This window comes from Pseudomonas sp. NPDC087614 (assembly GCF_044743485.1).
GTDB lineage: Bacteria > Pseudomonadota > Gammaproteobacteria > Pseudomonadales > Pseudomonadaceae > Aquipseudomonas > Aquipseudomonas baetica_A.
Window position 1 is genome coordinate 12,503 of record NZ_JBIUWN010000023.1, and the last position, 17,629, is coordinate 30,131.

General features: G+C 56.1%; 12 protein-coding genes. 4 read left to right on the forward strand and 8 right to left on the reverse strand.

The features are described from left to right. Window positions 1–72 precede the first annotated feature (72 nt). From ACIOWA_RS11505 to gloB, 7 genes are all read right to left on the reverse strand, one after another. Window positions 73–1,683: an ABC transporter ATP-binding protein gene (locus tag ACIOWA_RS11505; RefSeq protein WP_401159843.1), complete on the reverse strand. Its 1,611-nt coding sequence runs from the start codon at window positions 1,681–1,683 to the stop codon at window positions 73–75. 1 nt (window position 1,684) lies between these two features. Beyond that, the gene (locus ACIOWA_RS11510) at window positions 1,685–2,704 is read right to left on the reverse strand and encodes an ABC transporter permease (protein WP_339433732.1); all 1,020 of its coding nucleotides are present in this window, start codon (window positions 2,702–2,704) and stop codon (window positions 1,685–1,687) included. A 1-nt stretch (window position 2,705) separates the two neighbouring features. After that, window positions 2,706–3,779 carry a microcin C ABC transporter permease YejB gene (locus ACIOWA_RS11515; RefSeq protein ID WP_095190979.1) on the reverse strand — a complete coding sequence of 358 codons (1,074 nt, stop codon included), beginning with the start codon at window positions 3,777–3,779 and terminating at the stop codon, window positions 2,706–2,708. 4 nt (window positions 3,780–3,783) lie between these two features. Beyond that, window positions 3,784–5,625 carry an extracellular solute-binding protein gene (locus ACIOWA_RS11520; protein WP_401159846.1) on the reverse strand — a complete coding sequence of 614 codons (1,842 nt, stop codon included), beginning with the start codon at window positions 5,623–5,625 and terminating at the stop codon, window positions 3,784–3,786. Further along, window positions 5,622–7,454: an extracellular solute-binding protein gene (locus ACIOWA_RS11525; RefSeq protein ID WP_401159848.1), complete on the reverse strand. Its 1,833-nt coding sequence runs from the start codon at window positions 7,452–7,454 to the stop codon at window positions 5,622–5,624. The genes ACIOWA_RS11520 and ACIOWA_RS11525 overlap by 4 nt, the downstream gene beginning before the upstream one ends. 175 nt (window positions 7,455–7,629) lie before the next feature. Continuing rightward, complete coding sequence (locus ACIOWA_RS11530; RefSeq protein ID WP_401159850.1) at window positions 7,630–9,093, reverse strand: transglycosylase SLT domain-containing protein; 1,464 nt, start codon at window positions 9,091–9,093, stop codon at window positions 7,630–7,632. A 99-nt stretch (window positions 9,094–9,192) separates the two neighbouring features. Then, a complete protein-coding gene (gene gloB, locus ACIOWA_RS11535) occupies window positions 9,193–9,960 on the reverse strand; it encodes a hydroxyacylglutathione hydrolase (protein ID WP_339495874.1) in 768 nt (255 codons plus the stop codon). Between the two features lie 66 nt (window positions 9,961–10,026). On the opposite strand from gloB, the gene ACIOWA_RS11540 reads away from it, so the two are divergent. Together ACIOWA_RS11540 and rnhA are read left to right on the forward strand one after the other, a co-directional pair. Continuing rightward, the gene (locus ACIOWA_RS11540) at window positions 10,027–10,785 is read left to right on the forward strand and encodes a methyltransferase domain-containing protein (RefSeq protein WP_339433737.1); all 759 of its coding nucleotides are present in this window, start codon (window positions 10,027–10,029) and stop codon (window positions 10,783–10,785) included. A 94-nt stretch (window positions 10,786–10,879) separates the two neighbouring features. Continuing rightward, window positions 10,880–11,341 carry a ribonuclease HI gene (rnhA, locus tag ACIOWA_RS11545; RefSeq protein WP_123532078.1) on the forward strand — a complete coding sequence of 154 codons (462 nt, stop codon included), beginning with the start codon at window positions 10,880–10,882 and terminating at the stop codon, window positions 11,339–11,341. A gap of 545 nt (window positions 11,342–11,886) precedes the next feature. Here rnhA and ACIOWA_RS11550 read toward each other — a convergent pair. Beyond that, window positions 11,887–12,516 (reverse strand): hypothetical protein, encoded by a 630-nt coding sequence (locus ACIOWA_RS11550; RefSeq protein ID WP_401159852.1) that lies wholly within the window; start codon window positions 12,514–12,516, stop codon window positions 11,887–11,889. Window positions 12,517–13,044: 528 nt separating this feature from the next. On the opposite strand from ACIOWA_RS11550, the gene ACIOWA_RS11555 reads away from it, so the two are divergent. Together ACIOWA_RS11555 and ACIOWA_RS11560 are read left to right on the forward strand one after the other, a co-directional pair. Next, complete coding sequence (locus ACIOWA_RS11555) at window positions 13,045–13,221, forward strand: hypothetical protein (RefSeq protein ID WP_401159854.1); 177 nt, start codon at window positions 13,045–13,047, stop codon at window positions 13,219–13,221. 196 nt (window positions 13,222–13,417) lie between these two features. Then, window positions 13,418–17,563, forward strand: a complete 4,146-nt coding sequence (locus ACIOWA_RS11560; protein WP_401159856.1) for an ATP-binding protein — start codon at window positions 13,418–13,420, stop codon at window positions 17,561–17,563. Window positions 17,564–17,629: the final 66 nt, after the last annotated feature.

The following is a 17,629-nucleotide window of genomic DNA, read 5'->3' on the forward strand; positions in this document are numbered from 1 at the left end:
AGCTTGCTGGAGACACCGACGATCAGTACGCGCTTACCGGCGAGAAAACCCATGTGTTGCTCCTCTTTCAGGTTATTGCGCAGTGGCTGGTGCCAAAAAAGCGGCTTCCAGCAACTGCTGTGTATACGGATGTTGAGGGGCGGCAAAGATACTTTGCGCGTCCCCCTGCTCGACCACTTGGCCATGCTTGACCACCATCAACTGGTGGCTCAGCGCTTTGACGACAGCCAGATCATGGCTGATGAACAAATACGTCAGGTTGTACTTGGCTTGCAGTGAACGCAAGAGCTCCACCACTTGCCGCTGCACCGTCCGGTCGAGCGCCGACGTCGGCTCGTCCAAAAGGATCAGCGCCGGTTTGAGCACCAAAGCCCGGGCAATGGCGATTCTCTGCCGTTGCCCACCGGAAAATTCGTGGGGGTAGCGGTGCCGGGTTTCCGGATCCAGACCTACCTCCTTCAATGCCGCAATAATCGCCGCTTCCTGCTCGGCGGCGGTGCCCATCTTGTGAATCCGCAGGCCTTCGCCAACGATGTCGCTCACGCACATTCGCGGGCTCAGGCTGCCAAACGGGTCCTGAAACACCACCTGCATCTCCCGACGCAACGGACGAATCTCGTTCTGCGTCAGGCAGTCTAGCTGCTTGCCTTCAAAGCGGATCGCGCCTTTGCTGCCGATCAGCCGCAAAATCGCCAGACCCAGCGTGGATTTACCTGATCCGCTTTCGCCAACAATCCCCAGCGTCTGCCCCTGAGGCAAGCTGAAATGGATACCATCGACTGCCTTGACGTAATCCACCGTGCGCTTGAGCAAGCCTTTCTTGATCGGGAACCAGACTTTCAGGTCCTCGACCTCAAGCAGCGGCGCCCCGATTTCATTGGTCGCCGGGCCTCCGCTGGGCTCTGCGCCGAGCAATTCCCGAGTGTACGGGTGCTGCGGCGAACGGAACAGCTCTTCGCACGATGCCTGTTCGACGATGCAACCGCGCTGCATGACACATACGCGATGCGCAATTCTTCGCACAAGGTTCAAATCGTGACTGATCAGTAGCAGCGACATGCCCAATCGCGCCTGAAGCTCCTTGAGCAAATCGAGGATTTTCAGCTGAACGGTCACGTCCAGGGCGGTGGTCGGTTCGTCCGCGATCAGCAGTTCCGGCTCATTGGCCAGGGCCATGGCGATCATCACCCGCTGGCGCTGGCCACCGGATAATTCGTGGGGCAGGGCCTTGAGGCGCTTGTGGGGCTCGGGGATGCCAACCATCTCCAGCAATTGCAGCGTGCGCTGGGTCGCGACTTTGCCGGTCAGGCCCTTGTGGATGCCCAGCACCTCGTTGATCTGCTTCTCGATCGAATGCAGCGGGTTGAGCGACGTCATTGGCTCCTGAAAGATCATCGCGATGCGGTTCCCGCGGATGTGACGCAGGGTCTTTTCGCTCAGGCTCAGCAGATTTTTCCCGGAGTAATTGATGCTGCCGGCCGGATGGCGGGCCATCGGGTAGGGCAGCAAGCGCAGGATCGAGTGCGCGGTCACCGATTTGCCCGAGCCGGATTCGCCGACCAAGGCCAGGGTTTCGCCGCGTTTGATGTCGAAACTCACACCTTCGACGACCCGGTGTACGCGCTCACCGAAACCGAATTCGACGGCGAGGTCGCGCACTTCGATCAGATTGTCCTGACTCATTTCACTTCCTCGGGTCGAAGGCATCGCGAGCGGACTCGCCGATAAACACCAGCAAACTCAGCATCAGCGCCAACACGGCGAAGGCACTGATGCCCAGCCACGGCGCTTGCAGGTTGGATTTGCCCTGAGCGACCAGTTCACCCAGCGACGGACTGCCGGCCGGCAAGCCGAAACCCAGGAAGTCCAGCGCGGTGAGGGTGCCGATGGCGCCGGTGAGGATGAACGGCATGAAAGTCATGGTCGAGACCATGGCGTTGGGCAGGATGTGGCGGAACATGATCGCGCCGTTCTGCATGCCCAGTGCCCTGGCTGCGCGCACGTACTCGAGGTTGCGGCCACGGAGGAACTCGGCGCGTACCACGTCGACCAGACTCATCCATGAAAACAGCAACATGATCCCCAGCAACCACCAGAAATTGGGCTGGACGAAGCTGGCGAGAATGATCAGTAAATACAGCACCGGTAAACCCGACCAGATTTCCAGAAAACGCTGGCCGGCCAGATCGACCCAGCCGCCGTAGAAGCCCTGCAGGGCCCCGGCAAGTACGCCGATGATCGAGCTGAGTACGGTCAACGTCAGGGCAAACAGCACCGAGATACGGAAGCCGTAAATCACCCGCGCCAGCACATCGCGGCCCTGATCGTCAGTGCCCAGCAGGTTGTCCGCCGACGGTGGGGCCGGGGCCGGGACTTTCAGGTCGTAGTTGATGCTTTGATAGCTGTACGGAATCGGCGCCCACAGCACCCAAGCCTTTTTGGCTTCGAGCAGTTTGCGGATGTACGGGCTCTTGTAGTTGGCTTCCAGCGGAAATTCGCCGCCGAAGGTGGTTTCCGGGTAGCGCTTGATTGCCGGGAAATACCAACTGTTGTCGTAATGCACCACCAGCGGTTTGTCGTTGGCGATCAGCTCGGCGCCCAGGCTCAGCCCGAACAGGATCAGAAACAGCCACAGCGACCACCAGCCACGTTTGTTGGCCTTGAACAATTCGAAGCGGCGGCGGTTGAGAGGGGACAGGTTCATCTCAATGCTCCCGGCTTTCGAAGTCGATGCGCGGATCGACCAGGGTGTAGGTGAGGTCGCCGATCAGTTTCACCACCAGCCCCAGCAGGGTGAAGATGAACAGGGTGCCGAACACCACCGGGTAATCGCGGTTGATCGCCGCTTCAAAACTCATCAGGCCCAGGCCGTCGAGGGAAAAAATCACTTCCACCAACAACGAGCCGGTAAAGAAGATGCCGATGAACGCCGACGGGAAACCGGCAATCACCAGCAGCATGGCGTTACGGAACACATGGCCGTAAAGCACGCGATGGCGGGTCAGGCCCTTGGCCTTGGCGGTGACCACGTATTGCTTGTTGATCTCGTCCAGGAAGCTGTTTTTGGTCAGCAGGGTCATGGTCGCGAAGTTACCGATGACCAGCGCGGTCACCGGCAATGCCAGGTGCCAGAAATAATCGAGGATCTTGCCGCCCAGGCTCAGCTCATCAAAGTTGTTCGAGGTCAGCCCCCTGAGCGGAAACCAGTCCAGATAACTGCCGCCGGCAAACACCACGATCAACAGAATCGCAAAGAGGAACGCGGGGATCGCGTAGCCGACGATGATTGCCGAACTGGTCCAGACGTCGAAATGGCTGCCGTGTCGTGTGGCCTTGGCGATCCCCAGCGGGATTGACACCAGGTACATGATCAACGTGCTCCACAGCCCCAGGGAGATCGACACCGGCATCTTTTCCTTGATCAGGTCGATGACCTTGGCATCGCGGAAAAAACTGTCGCCGAAGTCCAGCGACGCGTAGTTCTTGACCATGATCCATAGCCGTTCCGGCGCCGATTTATCGAACCCGTACATGTGCTCGATTTCTTTGATCAGTGCCGGGTCCAGGCCTTGCGCGCCGCGATAGGAGGAGCCCGCCACCGACACTTCGGCGCCACCGCCGGCAATGCGGCTGGTGGCGCCTTCGAAGCCTTCGAGCTTGGCGATCATCTGCTCCACCGGCCCACCGGGCGCGGCCTGGATGATCACGAAGTTGATCAGCAAAATGCCGAACAGGGTGGGAATGATCAGCAGCAGTCGCCGAAAAATATACGCCAGCATCTGATTACTCCGTGCCCGCAGGGTCGGCTTGCAGTTGGGTTTCGATTTCTACGGCTGGCTTCGTTTCCGGCTTGACCCACCAGGTATTAATGCCGATGTCGTACTTGGGGGAAACTTTCGGGTGACCGATGTGGTTCCAGTACGCCACGCGCCAGGTCTTGATGTGCCAGTTGGGGATCACGTAGTAGCCCCACTGCAACACGCGATCCAGCGCACGGGCGTGTGCGACCAGGCTTTTGCGCGAATCGGCATTGATCAGGCTCTCGACCAGTTGATCGACGATCGGATCCTTCAAGCCCATGGTGTTGCGGCTGCTGGGCCGGTCGGCGGCGGCGCTCATCCAGAATTCGCGCTGTTCGTTACCTGGCGAATTGGACTGTGGGAAGCTGCCGACGATCATGTCGAAGTCGCGCGAACGCACACGGGTGATGTACTGCGAAACGTCGACGCGACGGATCACCAGATCAATGCCCAGGTCGGCGAGATTGCGCTTGAACGGCAGCAGCACCCGTTCGAATTCGGTCTGGGCCAGCAGAAACTCGATCACCACCGGTTTTCCGGTGGCATCGACCATTTTGTCGTCCACGACCTTCCAGCCCGCTTCTTGCAGCAGTTGATAGGCCTCGCGTTGCTGAGCGCGAATCATGCCGCTGGCGTCAGTCTTGGGGTTTTCGAAGGCTTCGCTGAACACCTGGGCCGGCAGCTTGCTACGCAATGGATCAAGAATCGCCCGTTCTTCGGCGTCGGGCAGGCCGGTGGCGGCCATTTCCGAGTTCTCGAAATAACTGCGTGTGCGCACGTAGGCGCTGTTGAACAATTGCTTGTTGGTCCATTCGAAATCGAGCAAAAGGCTCAATGCACGACGTACCCGTATATCCTGGAATACCGGACGACGCAGGTTGTAGACGAAGCCTTGCATGCCGGTCGGGTTGCCGTTGGGGATCTGCTCCTTGATCAATCGGCCTTCGATGACGGCGGGGACGTTGTAGGCGTTGGCCCAATTCTTCGCGGTCATTTCCAGCCAGTAATCGAACTGGCCAGCCTTCAGCGCTTGCAGTGCGACGGTGTTGTCGCGGTAGTAGTCGGTGGTCATCGAGTCGAAGTTGTAGAAACCACGATTGACTGGCAGGTCCTTGCCCCAGTAGTTCTTGTCCCGTTCATAACGCACGGAACGGCCAGCGTTCACTTCGGCCACTTTGTAGGGGCCGCTGCCCAGCGGGATTTCCAGATTGCCCTTGGTGAAGTCGCGACCGGCCCACCAGTGTTTTGGCAGCACCGGCAACTGGCCGAGGATCAACGGCAATTCGCGGTTGTTGGTGTCCTTGAACTTGAACAGGACTTTGAGCGGGTCCTCGGCAATGACTTCGGCAACGTCTTTGTAGTAGCCGCGAAACAGCGGTGAACCTTCCTTGGTCAAGGTCTGGAAACTGAACACCACGTCGTCGGCGCGCACCGGGTGGCCATCACTGAAGTGTGCTTCGGGGCGCAGGTAGAAACGCACCCAACTGTTGTCCGGAGCCTTTTCGATCTTGCCGGCGATCAGCCCGTACTCGGTGAACGGCTCATCGAGGCTGTGCTTGGTCAGGGTGTCGTAGATCTGGCCGATGTCATCGGCCGGCACACCTTTGCTGATGAACGGGTTGAGGCTGTCGAAGCTGCCGAATCCGGCCTGACGGAAGCTTCCGCCCTTGGGCGCGTCGGGGTTCACATAGTCGAAATGCTTGAAATTGGCCGGGTATTTGGGCGGCTCGTTGTACAGGGTCAGTGCGTGTTGCGGCGCAGCGCAGGCCAGCCCGGCAAACAACAAGCCGCTGGCCTGCACGATCAGGGCGCGGAAAGGTTTCATTGATCTTTCTCCGAAGATTTCAGCCACCACGCGCTCAGGCCCAGGGTGTAGGGCGGCGTGGTGACGAAGGCCAACCGGCTACGGTAGGCCAAACGGTGATAATTGAGGTACCAGTTGGGAATGCTGTAGTGCTGCCACAGCAGCACACGGTCGAGTGCCTTGCCGGCGGCGATTTGTTCATCGCGGGTGCGTGCGGCGAGCAATTGTTCAAGCAGGTGATCGACCACCGGGTTGGCGATGCCGGCGTAATTCTTGCTGCCCTTGACCCCGGCCTGACTGGAGTGGAAATACTGCCATTGCTCAAGGCCCGGGCTGAGGGTCTGGTTGAGCGTCATCAGGATCATGTCGAAATCGAACTGATCCAGACGTTGTTTGTACTGGGCGCGATCCACGGTGCGCAGGCGGGCGTCGATGCCGATGCTGTTGAGGTTTTCGATGTACGGCTGGAGGATGCGTTCCAGATTCGGGTTAACCAGCAACAGCTCGAAGCTCAGTGGCTGCCCGGCGGCGTTCTGCAAACGCTGGCCATTGAGCTTCCAGCCAGCCTCGGCGAGCAGCGCCAGGGCTTTACGCATGGTTTCTCGAGGAATACCACGCCCGTCGGTCCGCGGCAGCGTGAACGGCTCGGTGAACAGTTTGGCCGGCAGTTGATCCTTGTAGGGCTTGAGCATCAGCCATTCATGCCCGATCGGCAGGCCGCTGGCGGTGAATTCGCTGTTGGGGTAGTAGCTGGCCGTGCGTTTATAAGCGTCGCTGAACAAGGCGCGGTTGGTCCATTCGAAGTCGAACATCAAGCCCAGGGCTTCGCGGGTTTTGACGTCGGCGAACGTCGTGCGCCGGGTGTTCATGAACAGGCCTTGGCTCTGGGTCGGGATCTGATGCGGGATCTGTGCCTTGATCACGTCGCCGCGGCGTACTGCGGGGAAGTTGTAGCCGTTGGCCCAGTTCTTCGCCTGATGCTCGATGTAGATGTCGAACTCACCGGCCTTGAAGGCCTCGAACGCCACGTCGCTGTCGCGGTAGAACTCGACCTCCATGCGATCGAAGTTGTATTTGCCGCGATTGACCGCCAGGTCCTTGCCCCAGTAATCCTTGACCCGCTCGAAAATCAACTGCCGACCCGGCGTCACCGAGGTGATTCGGTATGGCCCGCTGCCCAGAGGTGGTTCGAAGGTGGTGGCCTTGAAATCGCGGTCTTTCCAGTAATGTTGCGCCAGCACCGGCAATTCACCGAGGCGCAAAATCAATAGCGGGTTGCCGGAGCGTTTGAGCGCGAAACGAATGCGCTGCGAGTTGAGGATGTCGACCCGCAACACCTCCTGAAGGGCCGTGCGATACAGCGGATGGCCTTCTTTGAGCAACAAGCGGTAGGAGAACGCCACGTCGTAGGCAGTGATTGGCGTACCGTCGTGGAAACGCGCTTGCGGGCGCAGATTGAATACCACCCAGCTGCGATCTTCGCTGTACTCCACCGATTGTGCGATCAACCCATAGCTGGACGCCGGCTCATCACCGGACGGCGAGTATTGGCCGGTACCGACCATCAACGGCTCATTCAGCTCGTTGATGCCGTATTGGAGAAAATTCGCGGTAGTGACCGGGCTGGTGCCTTTGAATGTGTATGGATTGACCGTATCGAAGGTGCCGAACGCCATCACCCGCAACGTACCGCCCTTGGGCGCTTGCGGGTTGACCCAGTCAAAGTGGGTAAATCTGGCCGGGTACTTGAGCGTGCCGAATTGCGCATAACCGTGACTTTCGGTAATCGTCGCGCTTGCGGGTGAGCTCAAGGCCAAGCTGATCAGGAGCAGGAGGAGGGGACGCTTCAAGTCAGATCCGATCCAGGCGGCTGGGGCTTTGTGGGCCGTACAGTAACAGCTTGTATGGACAGGAAAAAGATAGCGGCTTAATGCTGTGTTAATACAAAAAAAGATCGCAGCCTTCGTCAGCGCCTGTCGGGGTCAATACAGGCGCTGACGAAGGCTGCGATCTTTTGATATCAAATCAATGCGGCTGATAAACCGTGAGCATCTGCCCAGGCTTCAAGGCCTTGCCAGTGCCCGGATTCCAGCGCTTGAGGTGCTGCATCTCAACGTTGAAACGCTTTGCCACGATGTACAGCGAGTCGCCTTGCTTGACCTTGTACTGGGTCTGCTGCTTGCTGGTGTTTTTGCCTTTGGTCTTGCTGTTGGCGGCGACAACGGTATTGACCCGGCCACTGCTGCGCGAAGGGCTGCGCCTGGTGGTGTCCCGCATGACCAGGGTCTGGCCGATCTTGAGGTTATGGCCGGTCAGTTTGTTCCAGCGTTGCAGGTCCTTCACCTGGACCTTGTTGGCCTTGGCAATGGAACCGAGGTTGTCTCCACGCTTCACGCGATAGGCGCGCTTGAGTTGGGCCACTTCGCCAGGGGCGGCACCGTCGAATACCGGCTTCAACGAACGAGGACTCATCAGCTCTTCAGGTCGCATGGTCTGCAGGCTGGCGGTCAGCAGTTGCGCCTTGGACGTAGGCACCAGCAGATGCTGAGGACCGTCGATGGTGGTGCGCTGCTTGAAGGCCGGGTTGAGCTGGAACAGTTCGTCTTCGTCGATGTTGGCAACGGCAGCGACCTTGGACAGGTCCATGCGGTGGTTGATTTCGACGACCTGGAAATAGGGTTCGTTGGCGATCGGGTTGAGGTTCACACCGTAGGCTTCCGGCGTCAGCACCACTTGCGACAGTGCGAGAAGCTTTGGCACGTACGCCTGGGTTTCCGCTGGCAATGGCAGGTTCCAGTAATCCGTTGGCAGGCCGAGTTTCTCGTTGCGCTCGATCGCGCGGCTGACCGTGCCTTCACCGGCGTTGTAGGCCGCAAGGGCCAACAACCAGTCACCGTTGAACATGTCGTGCAGGCGGGTCAGATAATCCAGCGCCGCCGTGGTCGAGGCGGTGATGTCTCGACGGCCATCGTAGAAGCGGGTTTGACGCAGGTTGAAGTAACGCCCGGTGGAGGGGATGAATTGCCAGAGGCCCACCGCATTGGACCGGGAGTAGGCCATCGGGTTGTAGGCGCTCTCGATCACTGGCAGCAAGGCCAGTTCCAGCGGCATGTTGCGTTCTTCGAGGCGTTCGACGATGTAGTGAATGTAGAGGCTGCCGCGTTCGCCGGCATTTTCGAGGAAAGAGGGATTGCTGGCGAACCACAGGCGCTGCTGCTCGATGCGCGGGTTCACGCCCAGGCCATCCTGCAACTGGAAGCCTTCGCGCATGCGCTCCCAGACATCCTGAGGCGCCTGTTGGCTGGCCTTTTCGGTCAGCCAGATCGGCTTCTGTTTGGCTCGCGCAGCGATGTTCGGCGTATGGGTCGCTTCAGTCTGCGGTGCATGGCTGGAGCAGCCCGCCAGCGTGGCGGACACAGCCACCGCGATGGCTTGCGCCAAGCGGGTCAATGCGTCTGAATTGACGGACTTACGTATTGATGACGACATTGGCTGGAAGTAAGTTCCGGGCAAAAATGTCGGGCGATTCTAGAAAGCACACCCCCTGAGGTCAACCTTTCAGAATTTTTGTACCAAGCGGTGAGGTACTTAGAACTTATCTTTCCAGGCCCGCAGAGCCGCAAAAACCTCACTCGGCGCCCGGTTTTGAGCGCCTTCCCGTTCGTCCACTTTTTGTGTAACCAATCTTTCTCCGGTGCGCAAAAAGGGATTCGTGAGTTTTTCAAGGGCCAGGGTCGAAGGCAGGGTCATGACGTTGTTCTGCCGTTGCTGAATGACTTTTTCCAGACGAGCGGCGATGTCCGGGTTGCTCGGCTCGACCGCTGCGGCGAACTTGAGATTGCTCAGTGTGTATTCATGCGTGCAATAGACCAGCGTATCTTCCGGTAAAGCGGCGAGGCGGCTCAGCGAGTGGTGCATCTGCTGCGGCGTGCCTTCGAACAACCGGCCGCAACCAGCGGCGAACAGGGTGTCGCCGCAGAACAGCAAACCGTGGTGGTAATAGGCAATGTGTCCCAGTGTGTGACCGGGCACCGCGTAGACATCGAAGTCCCAGCCGAGCACGTTGACGGTGTCGTTGTCATTGAGCGCCACATCCCGCGCTGGAATGTTTTCGCTGGCCGGGCCGTAAACGGTTGCGCCGCAGGCGTTCTTCAAGCGCTCGACGCCGCCGACGTGGTCGTGGTGATGGTGGGTGATCAGAATGTCGCTCAACACCCAGCCCGGATGGGCAGCAAGCCACGCCTGGACCGGCGCGGCATCGCCCGGATCGACCACGGCACAACGCTGGGTACGGTGATCCTGTAACAACCAGATGTAGTTGTCGGTGAAGGCGGGCAGGGCACTGATCTGTATCATCGTCGGAATTCGCCAAGCGGAAAACATTGGCGCATCTTAGTGGTTCCTGGCGCGTTGGAGAATGACATGACCGATAAAGCGTTCGCTCAGGCTGATCCGGACTGGCTGGCGTTGATCAGCGCCGCCCGTGAATGGCTGTCGAGCCCGATCGGGCAATTTCTGCTGGATGAAGAGCGGCGCATGCTCGAAGACGAGTTGGGTCGCTTTTTTGGGGGCTACCTGGTTCATTACGGCCCGTCCGCCGACAATCCGCCCTCGGCACCGCAGGTGCAGCGCAACGTCCGTCTTGGTGCGCCATTGCCCGGTGTCGAGATCGTCTGCGAAGAGCAAGCCTGGCCGCTGAGCGAGCATGCCGCCGACGTGGTGGTGATGCAGCATGGGCTGGATTTCTGTCTGTCGCCCCACGGCCTGTTGCGTGAAGCGGCGAGCAGCGTGCGCCCCGGCGGGCATCTGCTGATCATCGGCATCAATCCCTGGAGCTCTTGGGGTTTGCGTCACGTGTTCGCCCATGACGCCTTGCGCCAGGCTCGCTGCATCTCGCCCTCACGGGTTGCCGACTGGCTCAATCTGCTCGGCTTTGCGCTGGAGAAACGCCGCTTCGGGTGCTATCGTCCGCCGCTCGCGTCGCCCAAGTGGCAGGCCCGTCTGGCGGGTTGGGAACGCAAGGCCGGTGACTGGCAGCTGTCGGGCGGCGGCTTCTACTTGTTGGTGGCGCGCAAGATTGTGGTCGGTCTGCGGCCGGTGCGCCAGCAACGTCGCGAACCGATGGGCAAGCTGATTCCGCTGCCGATGGCCAAGGTCAATCGTCGCCGTATCGAACCGTAAACCTTCTTTTTCTAAGTGGCCGGACTCGCTCCGGCCGCGGCCATCATCGATCCACGATGGGTGGGGCCACGCATTTTTTTCTGGATAGATTTGCATGAGCGAAAGCGTCGATAGCGTAGAACTTTTCACTGACGGCGCCTGCAAGGGCAACCCCGGACCGGGCGGCTGGGGCGCGTTGCTGGTATGCAAGGGCGTCGAAAAGGAACTGTGGGGCGGCGAAGCCAATACCACCAACAACCGCATGGAGCTGCTTGGTGCCATCCGTGGCCTCGAAGCATTGAAGCGTCCGTGCGAAGTGCTGCTGGTGACCGACTCGCAATACGTGATGAAGGGCATCAACGAGTGGATGGCCAACTGGAAAAAGCGCGGCTGGAAAACCGCTGCGAAAGAGCCGGTAAAGAACGCCGATCTGTGGAAAGAGCTGGATGAACAAGTCAATCGCCACAAGGTCACCTGGAAGTGGGTGCGTGGGCACATCGGCCATCACGGCAACGAACGGGCTGACCAGTTGGCCAACCGTGGTGTAGACGAAGTGCGCGGGTACAAGCAGACCTGATTTCACCGAAACGGTGTACCTGAAACACCTTGGTGAGCGTGTTAACATCGCCGCTTTTGCACGATTGCCCCCGTTGAGAGCTGAACACTGATGGCCACCAGATCCGTTGTACTTGACTCCCCTGTCAACCCTTTTGTAAAAACTGAATGGTGGTTAACTTGCTGATTTATATGAAATTATTATTTTTGCATTAAAAAATAGATCAAATTAAGTAAAAATAACTGGATCAATCGGAGCAGTGACAGCAGATCGCCAACCGCTCCGGTGAAGCCATGGCGATGTGGACTTCTCGCTTGAGGCTCCAATCCTCTTCCTATCTCGTAAAAGTCTAGCAATCCTGCGTCGCTATCTCCGACGACATCTTGTCAAACGAGTGGGCTACGTACGGTCATCTGTTTCGAACCGCGGTTGCAGTACCCTTTTCCCTTCGATGACCCCCTTCAAACAAAGCTAGGTTCGCGCTTTGAGTGACAACCCCATTTGGTCAGTTGGCATTGAAGGTGAAATTGCGGGCAAGAGAGCGCCGCGCATCGCTAAGTCGGTGTTCAGATTTTATCCGTCAGTACAGTCTCAACAAAAAATCTATCCTTGGATTTTGTGTACTTTGCCGTCAGCTTATATAGTTTGCCGTTATGCCTAAATTTCCACTCTCGGGAGTCGCCTATTTTATCCAGTCTAGACCATGCGCCCTTTCCATCAAGAAAGCTTGTGCCGACAAGAGCTACAACTTGCTGCATATGGTATTCAACTTGATTGAACTCGATATAAAAATCTGGGTTGGTACTTTTCCAAGCTTCCCCTTCTGCTAGTAACCTTGAATCATTAGTAATTGCATTGTCGGCGTCGGCTACTTTCTTTAAAAGTATTTTCTGCTCAGATTCTAGCTTGGTATACGTGTCAATGGGGACGTAGGTCTTTTCGACCAATCCTTTGGAGAGATAGTTTTTAGTCACTTCATCGTTCGAAATGAATTTCGAGTCAATATCAGCTTTCAATACATATGATCCTTCAACAAGAACTTTGGAGTTTGTGTGCTCCAGCCACCACTCTTTAGCGTTATAACCACCCACAAATGCACCCGGAACCAATGTACAAAGAATCCAGTCTCTAAAGTTCATGTAAAAATACGGCCTTAAATTTTTGTTGGCTAATGCGTGTCCGAGTAACGCTACCACGAGTCATGATTCCTAGCCACTATCTAAAGAGCAGGAGTTTTCCGCGAAGCAGGCCATCCAGGCAATTGCAAACCGGTAGCTAAGCCTCACCTCGTGCTTGTCTCATTTAATTACGTAGCGGGATTAGGAGGGGGGCGTAGCTTGCACATTGGCCAATCGGTCCGCCGCAGCGTTGATTTAGGATTTCGCGGAATTAATTTGCAGCGGTGCTGGGACTTCTGGAGCGGTTGATCAGATTTCTCAAATCTATTCTGTCGGTCCTCCGGGGGAGGTTCCACATGCTGAAAATTGACCCTTGATAGTCAGTGGTGAGTATCCCTACTGTGCCAAAATTTCGCCGGTGTATGGGGCGGTGGTGTACTTGAGACGCGTTAAAGGGATGCGACACTCGATATTAAAGTCTTTATGAAAAGGTCGGCCATTCAAGCGCTGAGGATCAAATATGATTTACATATTCCATCTTATGACCACCTGGAAAAAACGTCGCTTCGGGCGGATATCCGGCCCTTACACAAGGCGTACCTAAGCATGAAGTTCGATCAGATCGCATTTGCGGGCCTCCTGATGAGGGAAGACGGAGCGACAATGGTGGGGAGCTTGCTTTCAATTGATTTCGATAGCAAAGACGACACCATTGCCTGGCTGGCTGATGAGCCATTTAGTAAGGCAGGCCTGTGCGTTGAGCAACGAAGCTACGGGTTCTAAAACTTGTGGAGCCAAAAAAGCGGGGTTTCCGCCGGTTTAATTGAGAAACTGAGTGTTCTGCGCTTTCAGCAGTGAATAGGACGCCATTTTACGGTTGCGATGCATCAGTGAAAGAGTACCTGCTACCTAGAGTCCATGCCCTAAATACCAGTAAAATGGTTTTAGGATCCAAAAAATCTCAAGCGGAGCAGCAGGTATGCCAACGATCGACTTCACCAATATTCGCAGCGCTCAAAAAAGCAAAAATGACAGCTTTGAAGCGTTGGCGGTACAGCTTTTTCGCTTCAGCTGCGATGTTCCTGAAGGCTCAAGCTTCTTCAGCTTGCGGGGTGATGGCGGGGACGGTGGTGTCGAGGCCTATTTTCGGGCACCAAATGGGTTCGTCTTAGGGATTCAGGCGAAGTATTTTTTCCAGCTTGGGTCCAAGGAGCTTGGACAGATAGAAAAATCGTTCACGGCTGCCTATTTGAACCATCCGACTTTGACGGAATATTGGATCTACATTCCATTCGATCTAACTGGAAGAGTCGCCGGAGGCACACGCGGGCAGGGTGAGGTCGAACGATTTGAGGCGTGGAAAAAGGAACTAGAAGAGCGTACCGAAGCTAAGGGTCAAGGCGTCAAAATCACTTTGTGTAGCGCCACCGTGATGCGTGAACAACTCCAGCGTTTGGATACGCATGGAGGGATTCGTCGCTACTGGTTTGACGATTCTTTACTTACCCTCGCCCACGTTCAGCAGTGCCTGGAGCAAGCTCGTGAATTTGCTGGTCCACGTTACACGAGCCAACTGGATGTAGTGACCGACGCCCACGATATTCTGGATTTTTTCGGCGGTACCGCTGATTTTTCAGACTGGCGACGCCAGACATTCTCGCCAATCCTGAGCGAACTCAGATCCCTACGCGGACGCACGGACAGCGTTTTCAACCTGCTGAACGACGACAAAAAAACAGAGGCAGAAAGCCTTCTTCAAAAGTTGTCTACTTTCTTGACCCAAGTTCGGGAGGCAGAGAGGCCCGAGCAATCAGTCGCCCAGGCGTTGAAAACACTCACACAGCTACAACCAATTTTACTCACGGCAAAGGAAAGCCAAGAGGCTGCATTTGTCCAGCAGCATGGTCCTGACAAAGACACCCCGAGCTTTCGGCAATTCAATGCTGAGTACATGTGCGCGTTTCCCGCTGGATCGATGGACTCGGCGAGAGAGCTTTTCCGGCTTAGCGAATCTATTGAAGAGCTACTGACCTCTCCCAAAATGAGTGTCACAGGGGGCAATTCTCTGCTGCTCGTCGGCCCAGCGGGTGTCGGAAAAACTCATGCAATAGTGAGCGCTGCCTATCGTCGTTTCGCTGAAGGTGGAATGTCTCTCGTAGTGTTTGGAGACGACTTCAGCGGTGGTGAGCCGTGGGAAATCATTAGAAGCAAGCTCGGCTTCGGTGCTCAGATTGGGCGTGATGAGCTGTTCCAGTGTTTGAGCGCATCCGCTGAGCACGCAGGCCTGCCCTTCGTTATTTTTATTGATGCACTTAATGAAAGTAGGGCAGATGCCCGCTGGAAGGCGAAGCTGCCCGAGCTGATCCAGCAGTGTAGGCCGTACGCTGGAGTGAAAATTTGCGTATCTGCTCGTGATACTTATAAAGATTTGGTCACCGATTCCAGGTTTCCTGGCTATGCATTTGAGCACCGAGGATTTAGTGGCCAAGGCGTGGAGGCACTTCAAGCATTCGCTGCTTTCTATGGGCTGGACTCGGAGATTACCCCTCTTTTTTCGGAAGAATTAAGCAACCCTTTGTTCCTACACTTGGCGTGCAAAACCTTGAAAGAAGAGGGCAGCACAACCCTCGACGTATCCTTGCCGGGCTTTTCTGCTTTGCTTGAGCGGCATCTCAAACACAGTAACGCCGCAGTGAAAGAACGCCTTGGCTTTGCAAGTCCAAAAAATTTGGTCCGTCTATCAATGCTAACCCTAGCACAGCGACTCACGAGTGCATCTGCGAGCAATCGGCTTTGGGAATCGTGCGCTGCCGGACTTCGTGATGTGGTGGGTCCGGAACTCTCGCCCGAAATATTCATTCGAGAGCTTCAGCGCGAAGGGCTGGTCATCCTCACCGAAGGACCAGATGACACATGGACGGTAAGGCTTGGATATGAGCGATACGGCGATGTCCTTCGCACGACTGCATTGATAGATGGTTGCACGGATGAGTCCGGCGCACTTGATGCGAAAAAATTAGGCGTCAGTGTGGTCTCACTTCCACCTGAAGATAGAGGTCTGTTGGAAGTGCTCGCTGCGGTTCTTCCCGAAAAGACTGGAATTGAAATCGTAAATCCCGATATTGGGTTGGAGACTGAACTCGCTAACCGTCTGTTCGTTCACGGATTGGCGTGGCGCTCACGCAAAAGCTTCGAAAATAACAGCTTGGAAGATGAAGTCTTTGCAGCTCTGAATGTACCGGGGCTTTGGGAGGATTTGTACGAGGTCTTCGTAAAAGTCAGCCTTGTGCCTAACCACAGCCTGAACGCAGAACAATGGCTGGACAACTTCCTGCTTCGCCAGCCTTTGGTTAACAGGGACGTCTACTTTTCGCGTGCAGCATTCAAGTCGTATGACAACAATGGCGCGGTCAAGTCCTTGCTGAATGCTTCACTCAATGCCGACGTAATGCTTTGGCCAAGTGAAAGTCGGAGGCTAGCTACCATTATTTTAGGCTGGCTGACGTCTTGCGCGGACCGCAGAGTCCGTGATCGAGCATCGAAAGGTTTGGTACGTTTGATAGTGGCTGATACGGCGCTCGCAGCCGTGTTAGCCAGAAATTTCTTGGCGTCTGACGATGATTACATTCTTGAAAGTGTGACAGAAGCCATATACAGCGCATGCTTGATTGCGCGTGAGCAGCGTCCCGCATTCATTCCAGCTCTCAGACTATTGGTCTCTCATGGCTATGATCGGCCCAACGTGATCATTCGAGATTCGATTCGGATGCTTGCGGCGCTACTCGAAGATCACGATGTCGGCGAGCCGTTGAAAGAGCGACTGGGGCGTTTTCCGAGTAAAAGCCCAGTCATCGAGGCGTGGCCAACGCTAACGGATGCCAAGCCACTTCTTGATCTGGAGCATCTTCCCTCAGATATGAAGCTTTGGGGCTCAAACATTGGACCTGATTTTTGGCGGTATCAGGTGGAGGGCAAGGTCTCAGGGTTTGATCTCAGGGCTGCTTCGGTAACAAAGGAAAACATTGCTTGCTGGATTATGGTCGAGACTTTGAGACTCGGGTATCCAGGCTACAAGGAAGGAGCACTAAATTACGACCGGGCCTTGAACAGTGAGTTCGGCTCCGGTCGTGCCCGAGCGAGCTATGCCGAACGGCTGGGCAAAAAATACTACTGGATCTCACTCCATAGGCTGCTCGGGGTCCTTTCAGATCACATTCTGCCGTGTACGTCATATCAGGGCATTGTGCCTGGCCCCGAGCATTACTGGTCAGTGGAAGTGCGCAAGCGCGATTTAACCGACTTTAGAGATGTGATCTCCGAGAGAACCTATCCCGACAGCATCCTGCGCCGGCGTGAATACGCTTTTCCTTCTCAAGAAAGCGACATCAAGAAATGGGTGAAGACTGATGACTTCGCGACACATGAAACAAGCTTATCTTGCACTGATGCCAAGGGTGTAACGTGGATTGCTCTAGAGCGCAGCGAAGCCGGCAACGATAGATCGGATGAGGACGATGCGTGGACAACACCTTATTTTGGGTTTGATGTTTTTTACACATCAGTGTTAGCCGATGAAGAGATTTTCGGTACGAGACCCTACGATCGTCTCGACCGTGCATTCTCCGATCGGGCGAGTTGCTACAGAAGTTTTTTAGGGGAGTATCCGGACGGCGCAGCTTTTGATCAGTTGGTAGAGGAGGGCACGACCAATACCCACTTTGATGGGGTAGCGCGCACCATGGTAACGCTCAGTAGGGGCAGCGAATGGGAGTACGAGTTCACATCCGAAACTGATCAACTCAGCCTTGATGTACCGTGCCAAGATCTCGTTAGGGCATTAGGTCTTATCTGGGACCAGCAGCGTGGATGGCAAGATGAGACAGGTGCACTCATTGCATTCTCATCAGGGCCATACCGCAACAGTGCGTTGTTCATACGCAAATCGGTGCTGGACTCCTATTTGAAAAAAACTGGGAAGATCCTGCTGTACCGGCGGTTCGCGAATCGTGGCTTTTTTGACCTGAGAGGCGACACTGGCTCTCAAATCGATCTTCGCGCCTTTCTGAAATATATTCCACAGGATGGTTTCGCGGTCGTGCATGAAGAGTCGCAATCGTTCGATTGATGATTCGTCTTGTTGCGACGATGGGTAGCGAAGGTAAGACTTCGGAATCCTTCGCTGACTGCTTGG